We start from the raw sequence: 16,438 nt of genomic DNA on the forward strand, positions 1-16,438 counted from the left end.
ACCAATTGAAAAACAATCGGTATCAACAAACTTGGCACACTATTGAGTTCTCAAACAACAGACACTACCGGCACCACCCACACCCCACAGGGTCCAGGATCGCTCCGGAGCAACTTTTCAAACTTACCCGAACCAGCCGCACAAAGCAAACCAGATCCCGGGCCTCCCACACCAACCAGCAGCGCACAAAAGCACCACCGAAACCGGCAATTTGAAGGGAGTCCGTCACCATCAATCCGCATCAGCGGCGGCGACTCGAATAACTTTACACGCGCCCCACCCCCACACCAAATCCACCCCAACACCACCCAAAAACCCCGCAAACACACGGAAAACACGCCCACGGGCCCCCGAAACCAGCCGAGAAGAGCGCAAACAGGATTTAGTGAAGCCCATCACACAAGCCCATCCACCCTGGTTGAGTGGTCCGCCAAAGACATCAACGCTCCCCCACAGTGAGAGAGCGATGCCCGAAAACGACGATTGGGTGAGAGAGCATCGGTCAAAAGTGGCGATTAGGTGAGCGAGCATCGGCCTGCGCCCCAAGCGCACGGCCCACACACAAAAGACCACCTGCTCGGCCCGGGCACAAACATTGTTAAGCGCAAAAAGGGCCGGCAACCTTACCGGTTGCCGGCCCTGACTACTACAGGATTCCTAGGCCGAAACCTCAATGGTGGCCAGATTCTTCTTGCCGCGGCGGAGCAGCAGGTAGCGGCCGTGCAGCAGCTCGGCCTGGGCAATGACGGCGTCGGGATCGGAAACCTTGGTGTTGTTCACGTAGGCGCCGCCCTCCCCTACCGTCCTGCGGGCAGCGGACTTGCTGTCGGACAGACCTGAGGCAACCAGGAGGTCGATGATCCCGAGACCGTCGGCGCCGACCTTTGCCGAGGGAAGCTCCGCAGTGGCGGCTTCGAGGGTGCGTTCGTCAAGAACGGTGAGATCGCCGTTTCCGAAGAGCGCGGCTGAAGCGGCAATGACCTTCTCGGTAGCGTCGACGCCGTGGACCAGGGAGGTTGCTTCGAACGCGAGCTTCTTCTGGCCTTCGCGGGCAAAGGGACGTTCCGCAACAGCTTCTCCAAGCGCTTCAATTTCTGCGCGCGAGAGGAACGTGAAGACCTTGAGTCGGTCCACCACATCCGCGTCAGCCGTGTTCAGCCAGAACTGGTAGAACGTGTACGGGCTGCACATGTCCGGGTCCAGCCAGATGGCGTTGCCCTCGCTCTTGCCGAACTTGGTGCCGTCGGAGTTGGTGATGAGCGGCGTACCCATGGCGTGGACACTCTTGCCCTCCACTTTGCGGATGAGTTCAGTACCGCTGGTGAGGTTTCCCCACTGGTCCGAGCCGCCGGTCTGCAGGGCGCAGCCATAGTCACGAAAGAGCTGGAGGTAGTCCATGCCCTGCAGGATCTGGTAGCTGAACTCGGTGTAACTGATGCCTTCGTCCGAGCTCAGGCGAGAGGCTACGGCATCTTTGCGGAGCATCGTGCCCACGCGGAAGTGCTTACCGATTTCACGCAGGAAGTCGATAGCGCTCAGTGGCGCCGTCCAGTCAAGGTTGTTGACCATGCGGGCGGAATTTTCGCCTTCGAAACTAAGGAAGCGACGCACCTGGCCCTGAAGGTAGCCGACCCACTCCGCAACAGTGTCCTTGGTGTTCAAGGTGCGTTCCGCCGTCGGACGCGGGTCGCCGATGAGGCCGGTGGATCCACCCACCAGACCCAGGGGCTTGTGACCGGCCAACTGCAGGCGGCGCATCACCAGCAACTGCACAAGGTTGCCCAAGTGCAGCGAGGGCGCGGTGGGATCGAAGCCACAGTAATACGTGATCGGGTCCCCGGCGAGCAGCTTTTCCAGTTCCGTTTCATCAGTGGAAACGTGGACAAGGCCGCGCCATTTGAGCTCCTGCCAGACGTTGGCAAAGGCGGGATCGTTGTGCTGGGACTCGAGGTTGTTTACGTGTGACACGAGATCTAAGTTAGCAGGATTGCCGGACCCGTTTTTCCTAGCGCTCGATGCCGGCAGGTACCGGCGCGGCAGCAATGAGGCGCAAACGCTGCGTGGCCCGGGTCATGGCAACGTAGAGATCGCCCACCTTGCCGTGCTCGTGGTTCAACATGGCAGCAGGTTCCAGGACCACAACACCGTCGAATTCCAAACCCTTGGCTTCCTTGGGGCTGATCACCACGATGTCTTGTTGATAACTGCCTGCACCGCTGCCGATGCGGCGTCCGTAGACCTCGCGCAACGCCGCGGTGGCCCGCGGCAGCAACGGTCCGTCGGCGATGACAGCCAGCAGGCCGCCGTCGATCGCTTCGACTTCCTCCGGCAGGACCTCAACCAAACGCGAAACAATTCCGTCTGCCTCGACGTGGTCCACGATGGGCGACCACTTGCCTTCGCGTACGGCCTTGGGGGCCGAGACAACCAGACCTGCACGGTTGGCCATGCGGACAGCAGCTTCTGCGATCTGGGACGGCGTGCGGTAGTTGACGGTTAGTTCTTCGAGCGTCCAGCGATCACCGAACGACGGCGCCAAGGCGCTTTGCCACGAATTGGCACCGGCCGCGGCGCTCGTCTGCGCGATGTCACCCACGATGGTGAAGGACTTAAGCGGGCAACGCCGCACCAGGAGCCGCCACTGCATGGGTGAAAGTTCCTGGGCCTCGTCAACCACGATGTGGCCGAAGGCCCACGAACGGTCGCTGGTGGCACGCTCTGCCGCCGTCAGGCGTCCCTCACGTTCCTGATTCTGGTCAGCGAGCTCCTCAGCCGACACAAGAACGTCGACGCCCATGGCTTCCATGTTGGCCAGAGTCTGCTTGGCGTTTGCGATGTCGCGGGCGCGATCAGCTTCCTGCTGGGCCAGCCCCCGGCCGGCGGCCGGATCCAGTTCGCCCAGGAGTTCTGCTGCCTCATCCAGCAGCGGGACGTCTGCTTCCGTCCATGGCGCGTCCACGGGCCGTTGCAGCAGCGAACGCTGTTCGGGGGTGAGGTGCGGGGTGCAGGCTTCAAGGATGGCCGGCTTGCTGAAGAGCTCGGAGATGAGCTTCTCCGGCGTCATTGGCATCCAGCAAAGATTCAGCATGATGCGCACGTCCCGTGCAGACCTGACGTCTTCGGCCAAGTAGGCGCGATCGGCGTTGTTGCCGATGTTCGATTCCTCCACAAGATCCGTCAACTGTTCCGTGAGTTCGCGCAACAGGATCTTGACGAACGTCAGGCGGGCTTCGTTGTGCGGCTTGCCGGTAGCGCGGGCCTTTTCGCGGGCACGGCGAACCTGACGAACGGTCAGTGTCAGCTTGCGGGAATCAACTTCGAGGATGCGGTCCTCGGCCGGTGTCCGCTGGCGGTTCGCGACGGCGTTGGCCACCACCTTGGCCATATCCAGCTTGCCCTTGAGCGCGGCGACGTCGGCGTCATCCTCGGGGACGGCATGGATCCCGGGCATGAGGCGCCCCAGGCTTGCCATGACCACGCCTGTTTCGCCGAGCGAGGGCAGGACACGTTCGATGTAGTGCATGAAGGACGACGACGGTCCAACGAGGAGAACGCCGGCACTCTTGAGTCGATCGCGGTGGGTGTACAGCAAGTAGGCCGCACGGTGCAGGGCCACGGCTGTCTTGCCGGTTCCGGGACCGCCCTGGACTACGAGCGCACCCGAGATGGAGGAACGGATGATCCGGTCCTGCTCGGATTGGATGGTTCCAACGATGTCGGACATGCGACCGGTGCGCTTGGAGTTCAGCGCGGCCAGCAGTGCACCTTCGCCCTGAAGGGAATCGTTGTCGGCGAGCATCCCGGCGTCCAGGACGTCGTCCTCAATGGCTTTGACGTCGCGCCCCTGCAGGATCAGGTGACGACGGCGGCGCACCCCTTGGCGGTCGAACGCGGTGGCCTGGTAGAAGTGGCCGGCTTCGGGCGCACGCCAGTCAACCATCAGCCGCTGGAGATCGGCCGTGGACAGGCCGATGCGGCCGATGTACTGGGCTTCCCCGGAATCAAGGTCCAGGCGGCCAAAGACCAAGCGATCGTCGACGGCGTCGAGCTGGGCCAGGCGGTCTTCGTACAGTGCCGCGAACGCGTCACGTTCTGAGACGTTCTGCATGGTTCCCACCGCGCCGGCCTTGCGCACCTGCGCCAGCTGGGCGCGCTTTTCTGCGCGCAGCTCATCGAGCCGGGCGTACAGCCCAGCTACATATTCCTGCTCGTGGACCAAATCAGCATCGTGCATCGAACCGTAACCCCTATCGCAAAAGACAGACCGTCCATTCTACAGCGATTTTGGTAAACGTGCGGGGTACAAGTCATCAGGCGGACTGCGTCACATGAAGTTCGCTGCCGGCGACATTGCTTTCGCGGCAAATCACCCGGTGGCCGTGCGGTTTCGTGGCCGAGCCGCCTTGTACCGGGACACCGTTGGATCGTCTTCAATCCAAAATCTCCACGGATATTCAGTGCTGCCGCCCGGCCCGGCCACCCCAACCCGTGGTCCGCTGGCCACGGCCGCCGCCGGCGTCCTGGGTAACCACAGGCCGAAGGGTGAGGCGAGGGCGTCACGGCCGGTGTCCGCCGTCGTAAGTCCCAGTGCGGAGGCGAGCCGGGCAGGGCCGCTGGCAAGGTCTTTGTGCGCTTTGGAGGCCGGCCTGCGAACCGCGGCGAGCTGGTCGCCCTCCACAATTTCTCCAGCCCTCAAGAGCAGCGCAGACGGGAATCCCTCTGGTCCGCAGACGATGTTGGCACAGTAGTGCATCCCGTACGTGAAATAGACGTAGAGGTAACCGGCCGGGCCGAACATGGGGGCGTTTCGAGCGGTGGGACCCCCGAACGTATGGGATCCGGGGTCCGGATGCTCCGAATCACGCGGACCCATGTAGGCCTCGACTTCGGTGAGTCTGACCGAGACCGGACCGGCATCGGAGTGGTGTGTCAGGACGGATCCCAGGATCAGCGGAGCGATGACGCGCGCGTCTCCGGTGAGGAAACTGCGCACTTCTTTCGGGTCGCTGACGCCGTTCTCCGTGGACGATCTCATGCCCAGACCCTAGCAAGATTCCCCCAACGGCCATGTCCGATTCCCGCTAGCAACGGCCTGGGGCAACTGGCAGGATGAAGCCATGGACTTCTGGCAGCGCTACAGGGCGATCGACGCCCGCGACACCCGATTCGATGGCCAGTTCTTTACGGCCGTGAGCTCCACAGGAATCTACTGCAGGCCGTCATGCCCTGCCCGGACGCCCAAAGCAGAGAACGTTACCTTTTACGAAACCTCCGCCGCTGCCCATGAGGCCGGGTATCGGGCCTGCAAGCGGTGCCTCCCCGAAGCTGTCCCCGGAACGCCCGCCTGGAACATCCGCTCGGACATTGCCGGCAGGGCAATGCGGCTGATCAACGACGGCGTCATCACCCGTGAAGGCGTCGACGGCCTGGCACACCGCCTGGGCTACTCCGCACGGCAGCTCAACCGTATCCTCAGCACCGAACTGGGTGCCGGTCCCCTCTCGCTGGCCCGTGCAAGCAGGGCGCAGACAGCCAGAACCCTCCTTGTCTCCACCGGCATGCTCTTGGCGGACGTCGCCTTCGCGTCAGGGTTCAACAGCGTGCGGCAGTTCAATGACACCATCGGCGAGGTGTTCGCGATGACCCCGACGGCGTTGCGCGCCACGGGCGCGAAGTCCGGCTACCGCCGGGGCGCTGTGGCTGCGTCCGACGTCGCCCCTGGCGCCCTGACACTCAGCCTGCCCTACAGGGAACCGTTCGATCCCGGCATTTTCGACTTCCTGGCAGTACGTGCGATCCCGGGAATCGAACTGGCAGAAACGGGGGCCGACGGTACCCGGACATACGCACGGACCTTGCGGCTCGCTGGAGGCAGTGCTTCCTTCTCGGTCAAGTACAGCCCCTCAACAGTGGGTAAACCATTGCAGCTTACGGCCACTGCTGTGGACCTGCACGACCTCCCCGCGCTGTTGAGCCGGGTCCGCCGACTCTTCGACCTCGACGCCGATCCACAGGCAATTGACGACGCAGTGGCCGCTGACCCCCGACTGGCAAACTGCGTGCAGACCATCCCCGGCATTCGCGTCCCGGGAGCCGTGGAACCCCAGGAACTGCTCATCCGGGCCATGATCGGACAGCAGATCACTGTGGCGGCGGCTCGGACGGCACTCACTCAGTTGTCCGCTGCGGGCTCCCCCACCGGGGCTGGCGCCCCGGGCCTGGAGGGCTTGTTTCCGACGGCGGTTGAACTCGCCGAACACGGCCGGGCACTGCTCCGGGGACCACAACGCCGCATCGACTCCATAGTGGCCGCGGCCGAAGCGATGGCCACAGGAGCACTGGACTTCGGTTACGGCGACGACCTTGCCAGCCTTGAACGCAAGCTGCTCCCGCTACCCGGCGTTGGGCCGTGGACAGTGGGCTATGTGGCAATGCGGGTCCTCGGCTCTCCGGATGTTTTCCTTGCCAACGATGCCGCGGTGCGCAACGGCTTGAAGGTCCTGCCCGCCGGGGATGGTCTCAGCGCGGACTTCCAGGAGGTCAGCCCATGGCGCTCGTACGCCACCATGCACTTGTGGCGGGCAGCGGCAAAGCCCAAAAACTCGTAGCGGACCAACCTTCTCTCACCTAGTCGGCGCCCGCTCCCACGTCTGGTGCCGACGGGGAGTGAGAGAGGGACGCCCCAAACAGGCAAATCCGTGAGAGAGGGACGCCCCAAACAGGCGATTCCGTGAGAGAGCGTCCGGGTTCTTAGTGCGCGGCGGGCAGGGCGGCTGGCCACGGGAGCAGATCCGGAAGCTCGACTCCGTCGGCAGCTGCCGTAGCCCTGAGGCTTCCAAGGCTGGGCTCGCGGCCTGCAAGCCACGCGGCGATGTCAGTCAGCATGCCAGTGATGGCGACGGATGTGCCGCCGCTGCCGATGCTCCGCTGGGGCAGGCCGGTGGGTTGGAGGACGAATTTGTGCGACTCGGGAACACGTGCCGCGAGGAACCCAATGAGGTGCTCACAGAACGGCCGGCTCCACGTCTCCGGTCCGAACCCCAGGCGCAGGTCCGAGGCGTGAATCGTGAGTTCGCGCCACAACGCGAGGCCGCCGTCGAACGCTGTTCCGTCCCTGTAGGCGATGCGCGCTTGCCAGTCGTCAGGCCCCAAAGCGTCAAAGGCGGAAATGGCGGACCCCAGCGCAGCGGTGACGGACGCTGTGTGCTGCGCGAGGCTGTGCCCAGCGGCAAGTTCGATTGCTTTCGTACGCCCGTCCATGCCGCCGTCGTACAGTTCCACGGTCTCCCCGCGGCGCGCATACTCAAGTTGCCGGGCCATCGCGTTGGAAATTCCGGCAAGGTGGGCAAGGACGTGGCCCCGGGTCCAGGCTGGAAGCTCCGACGGTTCAGCGACGGATGAGTCGTCCAGTTTGGCGAGCAGGCGGGTGACGGTACCGGCGGCTTTGTGAAGCTCGGCGGGCAGCGCGTCAGGGGTGATCTGAGTCATAGCGCCATGTTAACGTACAGCGGGACGGCACCTCGCAATGCCCTGCCCGAAGGCATAGCTGCGACGTGCCGTCCCGCCTGGCGTCTTAGCTGACGTAGGAGCGCGCTGCGTCCAGTTCCGCTTCGAGGGCCAGCAGTTGCCGTTCGACGGCGGCCGGCGCCGTTCCGCCTTGCGAGTTGCGGCTGTTGAGCGAACCTTCGGTGCTAAGGACGGCGCGGACCTCGGGAGTGAGGTGCTCCGAGATTGCTGCGTATTCCTCGTCCGTCAGGTCCCACAGTTCCACGCCACGGCCTTCGGCCTGCTTAACGGCAGCACCGGAGAGCTCATGGGCTTCGCGGAAGGGAACGCCCTGGCGGACAAGCCATTCCGCAATGTCCGTGGCCAGCGCGAAGCCTTGGGGAGCCAACGATTCCATGCGCTCGGTGTTGAACTTCAGCGTGGCGATCATGCCGGACACAGCCGGAAGCAAGAGCTCCAGGGTGTCGGCGGCGTCGAAGACCGGCTCCTTGTCCTCCTGCAGATCGCGGTTATACGCGAGCGGCAGGCCCTTGAGGGTCGCTAGGAGGCCGGTCAGGTTGCCGATGAGGCGTCCCGCCTTGCCACGGGCCAGCTCTGCAACGTCCGGGTTCTTCTTCTGCGGCATGATCGAGGACCCCGTGGAGTACGAATCATGCAGTGTAACGAAGGAGAACTCCTTGGTTGCCCAGAAGATGACTTCCTCGGAGATCCGGGACAGGTCCACGCCAATCATCGAACACACCCATGCGAACTCGGCGAAGACATCGCGGGACGCGGTGCCATCGATCGAGTTGTGCACGGCTGAGAAGAAGCCAAGGTCCGCGGCAACAGCCTCGGGGTCAAGGCCCAACGACGATCCTGCCAACGCACCAGATCCGTAAGGCGAAACACCGGCGCGCTTGTCCCAGTCCTGGAGGCGCTGAACGTCGCGCAGCAGCGCCCAGGCGTGGGCCAGCAGGTGGTGGCTCAGCAACACCGGCTGGGCGTGCTGCAGGTGCGTGCGTCCGGGCATGGCTACGCCATGGTGGGCCTTGGCCTGCTCAACGAGGGCGTCGATGGTGGCAAGGACACCGCCTGCAATGATCCGGGCATGGTCACGCAGGAACATGCGGCCAAGGGTGGCCACCTGGTCGTTGCGGGAGCGGCCCGCGCGGAGCTTGCCACCCAACTGGGTTCCGGCGCGCTCAATGAGGCCGCGTTCCAGCGAACCATGCACGTCCTCGTCGCTCTCGGCCGGAAGGTAGGCGCCACTGGCGACGTCTTCGTCCAGCTGGGTGAGGGCGGCGAGCATGCCTTCCAATTCGGCGTCGTCCAGCAGTCCGGCCTTGGCCAGCACGCGGGCGTGCGCCTTGGAACCGGCGATGTCGTAGCGGGCAAGCCGCCAGTCAAAGTGCGTGGACTTGCTCAGTGCAGCCAGCGCGTCCGCGGGGCCGCCGGCGAACCGGCCGCCCCACAGTGCGCCTTCGTTTGTTGCGGACGTCATTACTCGCCTGCGACGCGGAGGTCGCGGCCCGAGGCAACCTTGGAGGACATGCCCCACAGCTCGATGAAGCCGCGTGCCATGGACTGGTCGAAGGTGTCGCCGGTGTCGTAGGTGGCGAGGTCGAAGTCGTAGAGCGAGGTCTCGGAGCGGCGACCGTTGACGATTGCCTGGCCACCGTGGAGGACCATGCGGATGTCACCGGAGACGTACTGCTGGGTGTCTTCGATGAACGCATCCAAGGAGCGCTTGAGCGGGGAGAACCACTGTCCGTCGTAGACCAGCTCTGCCCAGCGCTGGCCAACGGTTGCCTTGAAGCGGGCCTGCTCGCGTTCGATAGTGATGTCCTCGAGGTGCTTGTGCGCGGTGATCAGCGCCATGGCACCCGGAGCTTCGTAGATTTCGCGGGACTTGATGCCGACGAGGCGGTCCTCGACGACGTCGATGCGGCCAACGCCCTGGGCGCCTGCACGGCGGTTCAGTTCCTGGATGGCCTGCAGCGGGGTGACTTTGACGCCGTCGATCGCTACCGGCACGCCGGCCTGGAAGGAAATGGTGACCTCGTCCGGTGCCGGCGGGAATTCCGGCGTAGCGGTGTAGTCGTAGATGTCCTTGGTGGGTGCGTTCCAGATGTCCTCAAGGTAGCCGGTTTCGACGGCGCGTCCCCAGACGTTCTGGTCGATCGAGTACGGGTTCTTCTTGGTGGTCTCGATCGGCAGTCCCTTTTCCTCGGCGAAGGCAATGGCCTTGTCGCGGGTCAGGGCGAGGTCGCGGACGGGTGCGATGCACTTCAGGTCCGGGCCGAGGGTCTGGATGCCAACTTCGAAGCGGACCTGGTCGTTGCCCTTGCCGGTACAGCCGTGAGCGACTGTGGTGGCGCCGAATTCGCGGGCAGCCTTGACGAGGTGCTTGACGATGACCGGACGGGAGATGGCCGAAACCAGCGGGTAGTGGCCCTGGTAGAGGGCGTTGGCCTTCAGTGTGGGCATCGCGTACTCGTTGGCGAACTCGTCGCGGGCGTCGGCCACATAAGCCTCGACGGCGCCACAGCCAAGGGCGCGCTGGCGGATGGTCTCCAGGGACTCGCCACCCTGTCCGACGTCGACGGCCACAGCGATGACCTCGGCACCGGTGGCTTCACCGATCCAGCCGATGGCTACGGACGTATCAAGGCCACCGGAGTAGGCCAGAACAATGCGCTCAGTCACGAGAGTGCTCCTTTGTTGTTGCTTGGTTCATTCGAATCAATGCTGGTGTGAATCAATGCTGGTGTGAATCAATGCTGGAAAATCTATTGGTTGGCCGGCCCGGCTTCTTCGGCCATGCGCAGAAAACGGGCCGCCAGTTCCGCCCCGCCATCGGGATCCCGGGCGACCAACAGCAAAGTGTCGTCGCCTGCGATCGTACCTAATACAGAGGGCATCACCGAGTGGTCCACGGCCAGCGCCAGGAAGTTGGCGGCTCCGGGCGGGGTGCGGAGGACCACGATGTTGCCCGACGCCTCCGCGGTGACCAGAAGTTCGCCGCAAAGCCGGGTCAAGCGTGCGTCCAGGATTTCCTGCGTGACCCCGCTCTTGGCGTTGCGGTCGCCGCCCTCCCCCGGAACGGCATAAACCAACGCGCCTTCCTTGCCACGGACCCGGACTGCGCCGAGTTCCACAAGGTCGCGGGACAGGGTGGCTTGGGTGACCTGAACGCCGTCGTCCGCCAGCAGGGCCGCAAGCTCTGCTTGGGAACGCACGGACTCACCCGTCAGGATCGCGGTGATGCGCGCCTGCCGGGCAGTCTTGGTGGCCGGGCTGGCGCCCGGCACGGACGGATTGGCGGACACTAGAACGTGCTCTCCCCGGTGCCTTCAACGGGCGAAAGTCCATCCACGAAGGCCTGCCCGGAACGGTGCATCAGCCATGCCATCAGAGCCTTCTGGGCGTGGAGTCGGTTCTCTGCCTCGTCCCAGACGATCGACTGCGGGCCATCAATGACGCCGGCGGAAATCTCGTAACCGCGGTACGCGGGAAGGCAGTGCAGCACGACGGCGTCCGGCGCGGCCTGCGCCATGGCGGCCTCATCCACGGAGTACTCGCGGAACAGCTGCATCCGGGCTTCCTTCTCGGACTCCTGGCCCATTGAAACCCAGGTGTCTGTTGCCACGACGTCGGCGCCCTTGAGGGCCTCCACGGCATCGCTGGTGATGAGTACCGAGCCTCCGGTCTCGGCGGCTCGCTCTTCGGCGGCGGCCACGATTTCCGCGGCGGGCAGATAGCCTTCGGGACCGGAAATACGGACGTGCATGCCCGCCGTGACACCCGCCAACAGGTAAGAGTTGGCCATGTTGTTCGCTGCATCCCCCAGGTAAGCCATGGTCAATCCGGCCAGGTCACCCTTGTGTTCCTTGACGGCGAGGAGATCGGCCAGGAGCTGGCACGGGTGGTAATCGTCGCACAGTGCATTGATGACGGGGACCTTGGAGTTTTCCGCCATGGCCACCAGGCCCGAGTGGGCGCCGGTGCGCCACACAATGGTGGAAACCATGCGTTCCAGGACCTTGGCGGTGTCCTCCACGGACTCCTTGTGACCGATCTGCGCTTCACCCGGGTTGATGATGAGTGCGTTGCCGCCCATGTCAGCGATGCCAGTGGCAAACGAAACACGCGTCCGGGTTGAGGTTTTATCAAAGATCACGGCGACAGTCTTGCGGCCGTTGCCTGCCGCGGCGAAGGGTTGCACACTGTACGGCGCGGCCTTCATCCGGACGGCGAGTTCCAGGACCTCGGCCTGCTCGGCCGGGCTCAGGTCCGTGTCCTTGAGGAAGTGGCGGGTTGTGGAAGTGCTCACTGTGCGTCCTTAGCGGTTTGGGCAGTAGCCGTATCGATCAGCGCGGGCAGTGCGGCCAGGAAACGGTCCGCTTGTTCGATCGTCAGAATCAACGGGGGTGCGAGACGAATGGTCCGCGGTCCCGGGCTGTTAATGATGAACCCGGCGTCCAAAGCGGCAGTCACCATGGCAGAGGCAACGTCGGCGTTCACATCGAATCCGATCAGGAGTCCCTCGCCGCGAACTTCGGTGACTGCCTTGACAGCCGCCAGGCCCTCGCGCAGGTGCGCTCCGACAGCCAAGACGTTGTGCAGAACACCCTGGGTTTCGATCGCGTGCAACGTGGCAAGCGCGGCGGCCGTGGCCACCGGGTTCCCACCGAAGGTGGTGCCGTGCTGCCCGGCGGTGAGCAGGGCCGACGTCGTACCTCCAAAAGTGATCAAGGCACCCACGGGGAAGCCGCCGCCAAGGCCCTTGGCGAGTGTGACGGCGTCGGGGACGATGCCTGCGTCTTCGCTGGCAAGCCACTTACCGGTCCGGCCGATGCCTGTCTGGACCTCATCCAGGATCAACAGCGCACCGGCTGCGGAGGTCACCTCGCGCGCTGCTTGCAGGTATTCGGCGCTTAAAGGCCGTACGCCCGCTTCGCCCTGGATCGGCTCCAGGAAAACGGCTGCAGTGGAGTCGTCGACGGCGGCGCGCAAAGCATCGATGTCACCGAACGGAATGTGGACCACACCACCGGGCAGCGGCTCGAACGGAGCACGGTAGGCCTCCTTGGCCGTGAGCGCCAAGGCTCCCATGGTGCGGCCGTGGAAGGCACCCTCGAGGGCAATGATCTTGGTCCGCTTCCCGTCGGAGTTGTTCCGGCGCGCCAGCTTGAACGCCGCTTCGTTGGCCTCGGTGCCGGAGTTGGCAAAAAAGACCTTGGACCCGGCAGGAGCGTTGCTGAAGGCCAGCAGCTTCTCGGCAAGTGCGATCTGCGTGGGGCTCGTGAAGAAGTTCGAAACATGGCCGAGCGTGGCAAGCTGACTGGAAATCACCGAGGTGACAAAGGGGTGGGCGTGGCCCAGCGCGTTTACGGCAATTCCGCCCAGGAGGTCAAGGTACTCCTTGCCATCGGCATCCCACACGAGGCACCCAGCACCGCGGACCAAAACCCGCTGCGGGGTGCCAAAGACGCCCATCAGCGAGGACGAGTAACGGGCAAGCCACTCTGCACCGTTACTAACCCCAGTTATGACGGAAGCTTTGGCATCCGATCCGGCGATGGGACCCCGGGTGTGGTCGGGCACCGCGAAGCGGGCGGGGGTCCCATCGCCGGTCGGATTGAGGCCAACAGTTTCGCTCATGCGTTCACTTCCTCGTCGGGTACTACTTGGGTGCCGATGCCTGCCGTGGTGAAGGTTTCCAGCAGCATCGAGTGCGGGAGACGGCCGTCCACGATGTGTGCACGCTCCACGCCTTCGTCGATGGCTTTCAGGCAAGCGGCCATCTTGGGGATCATCCCGGATTCGAGTTTGGGCAACATCGCGCGCAGTTCCGAAGCTGTCAGCGAGGAGATCAAGGACGACTTGTCCGGCCAGTTGGCGTAGAGGCCTTCGACGTCGGTCAGGATAACCAGCTTGGTGGCACCCAATGCCGAAGCGACGGCTGCGGCCGCCGTGTCTGCGTTGACGTTCAGGACTTGGCCAGTGGTTTGGCCGGTGCCATTTCCGCCGTCCACAATCTCCGGGGCGACGGTCGAAATCACGGGGATGCGACCGGCGTCGAGTATGTCCTTGATGCCGGCGGGGTCGACGCCCACTACTTCGCCCACCAGGCCCAGGTCCACTTCTTCGCCATCGACAACAGTGCCCGTGCGGACGGCGCGCAGCAGGCCGCCATCCTCGCCGGACATGCCAACGGCGTAGGGACCATGTGAGTTAATAAGCCCCACCAGTTCACGGCCCACCTGGCCCGTGAGGACCATGCGGACTACGTCCATGGCCTCGGGCGTGGTGACCCGGAGGCCGCCCTTGAACTCGGACTCGATGCCAAGGCGGCCGAGCATGGAGTTGATCTGGGGGCCGCCGCCGTGGACCACCACGGGGTGGATGCCCACGTGGTGGAGGAACACGATGTCTTCGGCAAAGGCGCGCCGAAGGTCATCGTTGACCATGGCGTTGCCGCCGTACTTGATCACCATGGTGGTGCCGGCAAAACGCTGGATCCACGGCAAGGCCTCGATCAGCGTGCCGGCTTTGTCCTGGGCGTCGCTCATGGACGTGGTCTCCCGGGTGTGCGCAGTCATAGTCATCCGCTCAGCTCGAGTAGGCGCTGTTCTCATGCACGTAGTCGTGCGTGAGGTCGTTGGTCCAGATGGTCGCCTCGGCGTCGCCGGCCTGCAGGTCTATTTCAACCAGCACTTCGCGCGGCTCCAGGTCCACCAGGTTGCGGTCATCACCGATGGCGCCGTTGCGGCAGATCTGCACACCGTTCATGGCGACGTTGAGCTGGTCCGCCTCGAAGGCTGCATCAGTGGTTCCCACAGCGGAGAGCACGCGGCCCCAGTTGGGGTCCTTACCGAAGATGGCTGCTTTGAAAAGGTTGGAACGGGCCACGGAGCGGCTGACGATTTCGGCGTCGCGTTCGCTGGCGGCATTGAAGGTACGGATGGCGATGTCGTGGCTGGCGCCCTCTGCGTCCCCGATCAGCTTGCGTGCCAGTTCCGCGCAGACCTGCGTCACGGCTGCGCCCAACTGCTCGGTGGACGGCAGGGCCTCCGAGGCTCCTGATGACAGCAGCACCACGGTGTCGTTGGTGGACATGCAGCCGTCAGAGTCCGCACGGTCAAAGGTGACGCGCGTGGCGTCGCGGAGGACGACGTCGAGCTCGTCAGCGGGCACCTGGGCGTCCGTGGTGAGGACCACCAGCATGGTTGCCAGGCCCGGAGCGAGCATGCCGGCGCCCTTGGCGATACCGCCCACGGTGAACTGCTTGCCTTCAGCATCGGTTCCCGTGAAGACGGCTTCCTTGGACACACTGTCCGTCGTCATGATTGCGGTGGCGGCTGCAGAACCGCCGTCCTCCGACAGTTCAGCGAAAGCGGCATCCACGCCCGGAAGAATCTTGTCCATCGGCAACTGCTCGCCGATCAGGCCGGTGGAACACACCACGACGTCGGAAGCTGAGACTCCCAGCACCTCCGCCACTTTCTCGGCCGTGGCATGGGTGTTCTGGAAACCCTGCGGGCCGGTACAGGCGTTGGCACCACCGGAGTTCAGGACCACTGCGTCCACACGGCCATCACTGACCACCTGGCGGGACCAGTGAACCGGCGCAGCGGCTACCCGGTTGGACGTGAACACGGCAGCGGCTGCCTTGGACGGACCGTCGTTGACCACCAGGGCAAAGTCCGGGTTACCGGATGCCTTAATGCCGGCTTTGACGCCTGCGGCGCGGAATCCTTTGGGTGCGGTAATGGTCACGGTGCAACTCCCTGCAGGTTCAGGCCGGCTGTTTCGTCCAGGCCGAGGGCAATGTTCATGGACTGCACGGCTCCGCCGGCGGTCCCCTTGGTGAGGTTGTCGATGGCGCACGTCACGATCACACGGCCCGTGTGCTGGTCGAACGCCAACTGCATGACGGCGTGGTTGGACGCCTGCACCGACTTTGTGGTGGGCCACTGTCCTTCAGGAAGCAGGTGCACGAACGGCTCGTCGTCGTAGGCATCTGACCATGCCTGGCGAAGTTCGGCTTCGGTGACACCGTGACCAACCTTGGCTGTGGCCGTGGTGAGGATGCCCCGGCTCATGGGAACCAGGGTAGGTGTGAAGGACACCGTCACCGGCTCGCCAGCAGCATTGGACAGTCCCTGTTCGATTTCAGGAGTGTGCCGGTGGCCACCACCTACGCCATAGGGACTCATGGAACCCATGACTTCGGCGCCGATGAGGTTGACCTTGGCTGCCTTGCCGGCGCCGGAGGTGCCTGAGGCGGAGACAATCACGACGTCGTCCGTCAGGAGGAGATTGTTGGCGAACCCGGGCGTCAAGGCCAGCAGGGCCGACGTCGGGTAGCAGCCGGGGACGGCGATGCGGGTGGCACCCTTAAGGGCCTCCCGCTGGCCTGGCAGTTCCGGCAGGCCGTAAGGCCACGTGCCCGCATGTGCCGAACCGTAGAACTTTTCCCACGCCGCGGCATCCTCGAGGCGGTGGTCCGCGCCGGCGTCGATGACTACCGTGCCCTCCGGCAGCTGGGCCGCGATCTCAGCGGAAGCTCCGTGCGGCAGGGCCAGGAACACGACATCGTGGCCGGACAGGTTTTCCACCGTGGTGTCTTCAAGAATCCTGCTGGCCAAACCATGGAGATGCGGCTGCAACTCCCCTAGTCTTGAACCGGCATTGCTGTGCGCAGTGATCGCACCGATGGTGACGTTCGGATGGCCCGCAAGCAAGCGCAGCACTTCTCCTCCGGCATAGCCGCTGGCACCGGAGACGGCAACAGAAATAGTCATAGCTTCACTGTACAGCAAGAATATTCATGCTGTCCGATATTTATGCATGCAGTTGTGATGCGTCTCATTATTTAGACCATTGCGCGTATGCTTAGTGGAGGGTGATCCAGACCGTGCAGTCCGAACGTCGGCTGCAGCGT

The 16,438-nt window shown here is 64.1% G+C and carries 13 protein-coding genes; 1 reads left to right on the forward strand and 12 read right to left on the reverse strand.

The window, feature by feature from the left end:
* Nucleotides 1–657: 657 nt before the first annotated feature.
* The 3 genes from tyrS to GVL04_RS18450 all read right to left on the reverse strand — a co-directional run bounded on the left by tyrS (nucleotide 658) and on the right by GVL04_RS18450 (nucleotide 5,035).
* A complete protein-coding gene (gene tyrS / locus GVL04_RS18440; protein ID WP_159707213.1) occupies nucleotides 658–1,968 on the reverse strand; it encodes a tyrosine--tRNA ligase in 1,311 nt (436 codons plus the stop codon).
* Between the two features lie 37 nt (nucleotides 1,969–2,005).
* Nucleotides 2,006–4,234 (reverse strand): ATP-binding domain-containing protein, encoded by a 2,229-nt coding sequence (locus tag GVL04_RS18445; RefSeq protein ID WP_159707215.1) that lies wholly within the window; start codon nucleotides 4,232–4,234, stop codon nucleotides 2,006–2,008.
* Between the two features lie 132 nt (nucleotides 4,235–4,366).
* Nucleotides 4,367–5,035: a DNA-3-methyladenine glycosylase gene (locus GVL04_RS18450; RefSeq protein ID WP_159707217.1), complete on the reverse strand. Its 669-nt coding sequence runs from the start codon at nucleotides 5,033–5,035 to the stop codon at nucleotides 4,367–4,369.
* 82 nt (nucleotides 5,036–5,117) lie between these two features.
* On the opposite strand from GVL04_RS18450, the gene GVL04_RS18455 reads away from it, so the two are divergent.
* Complete coding sequence (locus GVL04_RS18455; protein ID WP_159707219.1) at nucleotides 5,118–6,608, forward strand: AlkA N-terminal domain-containing protein; 1,491 nt, start codon at nucleotides 5,118–5,120, stop codon at nucleotides 6,606–6,608.
* A 142-nt stretch (nucleotides 6,609–6,750) separates the two neighbouring features.
* Here the strand turns inward: GVL04_RS18455 and GVL04_RS18460 are convergent, their stop codons facing one another.
* The 9 genes from GVL04_RS18460 to argC all read right to left on the reverse strand — a co-directional run bounded on the left by GVL04_RS18460 (nucleotide 6,751) and on the right by argC (nucleotide 16,298).
* Nucleotides 6,751–7,488 carry a maleylpyruvate isomerase family mycothiol-dependent enzyme gene (locus GVL04_RS18460; protein WP_159707221.1) on the reverse strand — a complete coding sequence of 246 codons (738 nt, stop codon included), beginning with the start codon at nucleotides 7,486–7,488 and terminating at the stop codon, nucleotides 6,751–6,753.
* 85 nt (nucleotides 7,489–7,573) lie between these two features.
* Complete coding sequence (argH, locus tag GVL04_RS18465; RefSeq protein ID WP_159707223.1) at nucleotides 7,574–8,989, reverse strand: argininosuccinate lyase; 1,416 nt, start codon at nucleotides 8,987–8,989, stop codon at nucleotides 7,574–7,576.
* Nucleotides 8,989–10,194 (reverse strand): argininosuccinate synthase, encoded by a 1,206-nt coding sequence (locus tag GVL04_RS18470; protein ID WP_091466547.1) that lies wholly within the window; start codon nucleotides 10,192–10,194, stop codon nucleotides 8,989–8,991. Before GVL04_RS18470 ends, argH begins: the two co-directional genes overlap by 1 nt.
* An 83-nt stretch (nucleotides 10,195–10,277) precedes the next feature.
* The gene (locus GVL04_RS18475) at nucleotides 10,278–10,817 is read right to left on the reverse strand and encodes an arginine repressor (RefSeq protein WP_159707225.1); all 540 of its coding nucleotides are present in this window, start codon (nucleotides 10,815–10,817) and stop codon (nucleotides 10,278–10,280) included.
* Nucleotides 10,817–11,821: an ornithine carbamoyltransferase gene (argF, locus tag GVL04_RS18480; protein WP_159707227.1), complete on the reverse strand. Its 1,005-nt coding sequence runs from the start codon at nucleotides 11,819–11,821 to the stop codon at nucleotides 10,817–10,819. The genes GVL04_RS18475 and argF overlap by 1 nt, the downstream gene beginning before the upstream one ends.
* A complete protein-coding gene (locus GVL04_RS18485) occupies nucleotides 11,818–13,152 on the reverse strand; it encodes an acetylornithine transaminase (RefSeq protein ID WP_235036348.1) in 1,335 nt (444 codons plus the stop codon). Before GVL04_RS18485 ends, argF begins: the two co-directional genes overlap by 4 nt.
* On the reverse strand, nucleotides 13,149–14,093 hold the full coding sequence (gene argB / locus GVL04_RS18490; protein WP_159707229.1) for an acetylglutamate kinase: 945 nt from the start codon (nucleotides 14,091–14,093) through the stop codon (nucleotides 13,149–13,151). Before argB ends, GVL04_RS18485 begins: the two co-directional genes overlap by 4 nt.
* 10 nt (nucleotides 14,094–14,103) lie before the next feature.
* Nucleotides 14,104–15,270: a bifunctional glutamate N-acetyltransferase/amino-acid acetyltransferase ArgJ gene (gene argJ, locus GVL04_RS18495; RefSeq protein ID WP_159707231.1), complete on the reverse strand. Its 1,167-nt coding sequence runs from the start codon at nucleotides 15,268–15,270 to the stop codon at nucleotides 14,104–14,106.
* Nucleotides 15,267–16,298 carry an N-acetyl-gamma-glutamyl-phosphate reductase gene (gene argC, locus GVL04_RS18500; protein WP_159707233.1) on the reverse strand — a complete coding sequence of 344 codons (1,032 nt, stop codon included), beginning with the start codon at nucleotides 16,296–16,298 and terminating at the stop codon, nucleotides 15,267–15,269. The genes argJ and argC overlap by 4 nt, the downstream gene beginning before the upstream one ends.
* Between the last annotated feature and the right edge of the window lie 140 nt (nucleotides 16,299–16,438).

The organism is Arthrobacter sp. 18067 (genome assembly GCF_902706295.1).
GTDB lineage: Bacteria > Actinomycetota > Actinomycetes > Actinomycetales > Micrococcaceae > Arthrobacter.